Source organism: Chryseobacterium sp. 14P4.3.2, assembly GCF_057799275.1.
The window spans coordinates 1-1,140 of the sequence record NZ_JBYOKO010000057.1 but is presented as its reverse complement, the minus strand read 5'-3'; the positions used below and the strand labels follow the sequence as shown (position 1 = coordinate 1,140).

The 1,140-nt window shown below is 25.4% G+C and carries 2 protein-coding genes; both read left to right on the top strand.

Going from position 1 to position 1,140, the window contains the following annotated elements; translation table 11 throughout:
- Window positions 1-219 (top strand): hypothetical protein (locus AC27VX_RS23740; protein ID WP_488698448.1); only part of this gene is annotated, 219 nt, incomplete at its 5' end.
- Between the two features lie 2 nt (window positions 220-221).
- Window positions 222-908, top strand: coding sequence for a hypothetical protein (locus AC27VX_RS23735; RefSeq protein ID WP_236858165.1), 687 nt, complete (start codon window positions 222-224; stop codon window positions 906-908).
- Window positions 909-1,140 lie beyond the last annotated feature (232 nt).

Sequence of the window (1,140 nt, the reverse complement as noted above, 5' to 3'; positions counted from 1 at the left end):
GGGAAAAATAGTAGTTCGAATTCCATGACAGTTAAAGTTACGTCATTAGATTCTGCCAACTATACTGGTTTCACACGTGAAAAAGATACTACAATATTTTATAATCAGAATATTCAAGGTAGTTTTGATAAAGCATATAAACCGGTATTGGATTCATCCTATAATAGATCTATCAGAAATTTTAATAATCACGTTCCAAAACGTTACCATATTAAGTAGAAATGAAAAATATAATTAAAATATTCTCTATTTTTATAATTGTAAGTTGTAAAAAAGAGCAAAAACAACCTATATCAATAAAGACAGATTTAGACAATTTATTTAAAATAGATAATTATCAGAATGTTATTAAGAAAAAAATTAATGACTCTGTATTGATATTTGAGGGAAAAAATGAAAGATTTTCAATTAAAGGACAATATAATTTTGTAAATAATTATAAAACTGGTTGTTGGGAATCTTATGATAATATTAGTAAAGAAAAATATTTAAATGTAGAATTTTTCAAAGAAGATGATAAAATGAAAGAGTTTAATAATCAGATCATTTTTTATAAAAATAATAATGTGAATCTTCAATCTAGCAAGTTTTATACAAAAAAGTATAATCCCGATAATAGAGTTATTTTATATAATTTTTATTGTTCGAAAACCGTAGGTTCGAATTATTCTGCGGTTGTAAATATTGGTATAATTTCTGGAGAAAGACCATTACTTTATCCTAAGGATTTTGAATGTGAAAAAATTGCAGATGGTCGATATCAATATTCTTTAGATTTATCTAAATATACAAATCATTCAGATTTGAAAATAGTTGGGTTATTTTCCGAATATTCCACAGATAAGAAAAAAAATACATTAGGAATAGATCAAATCTTTATAAGTGATACAATACAATTAAAACAATAAAGCTAATAATTAGTATAAGGAGTTATCTTGACTTAAAAAAAGCGCCATAATTATTTGACATAAAAAAAGAGATTAGGAAATTATTGTCGCTTAACCAAATAAAATCCTATCCCACCGCTCTGCGAAGTTTGTAACTTCGTAGCAGATAATAAAGAAACCTCGCAAGTTGCGAGGTTTTTATTTTATAATTTGTCTAGTCCTAATACAAAACAGAACTACATTTCTGCAATGT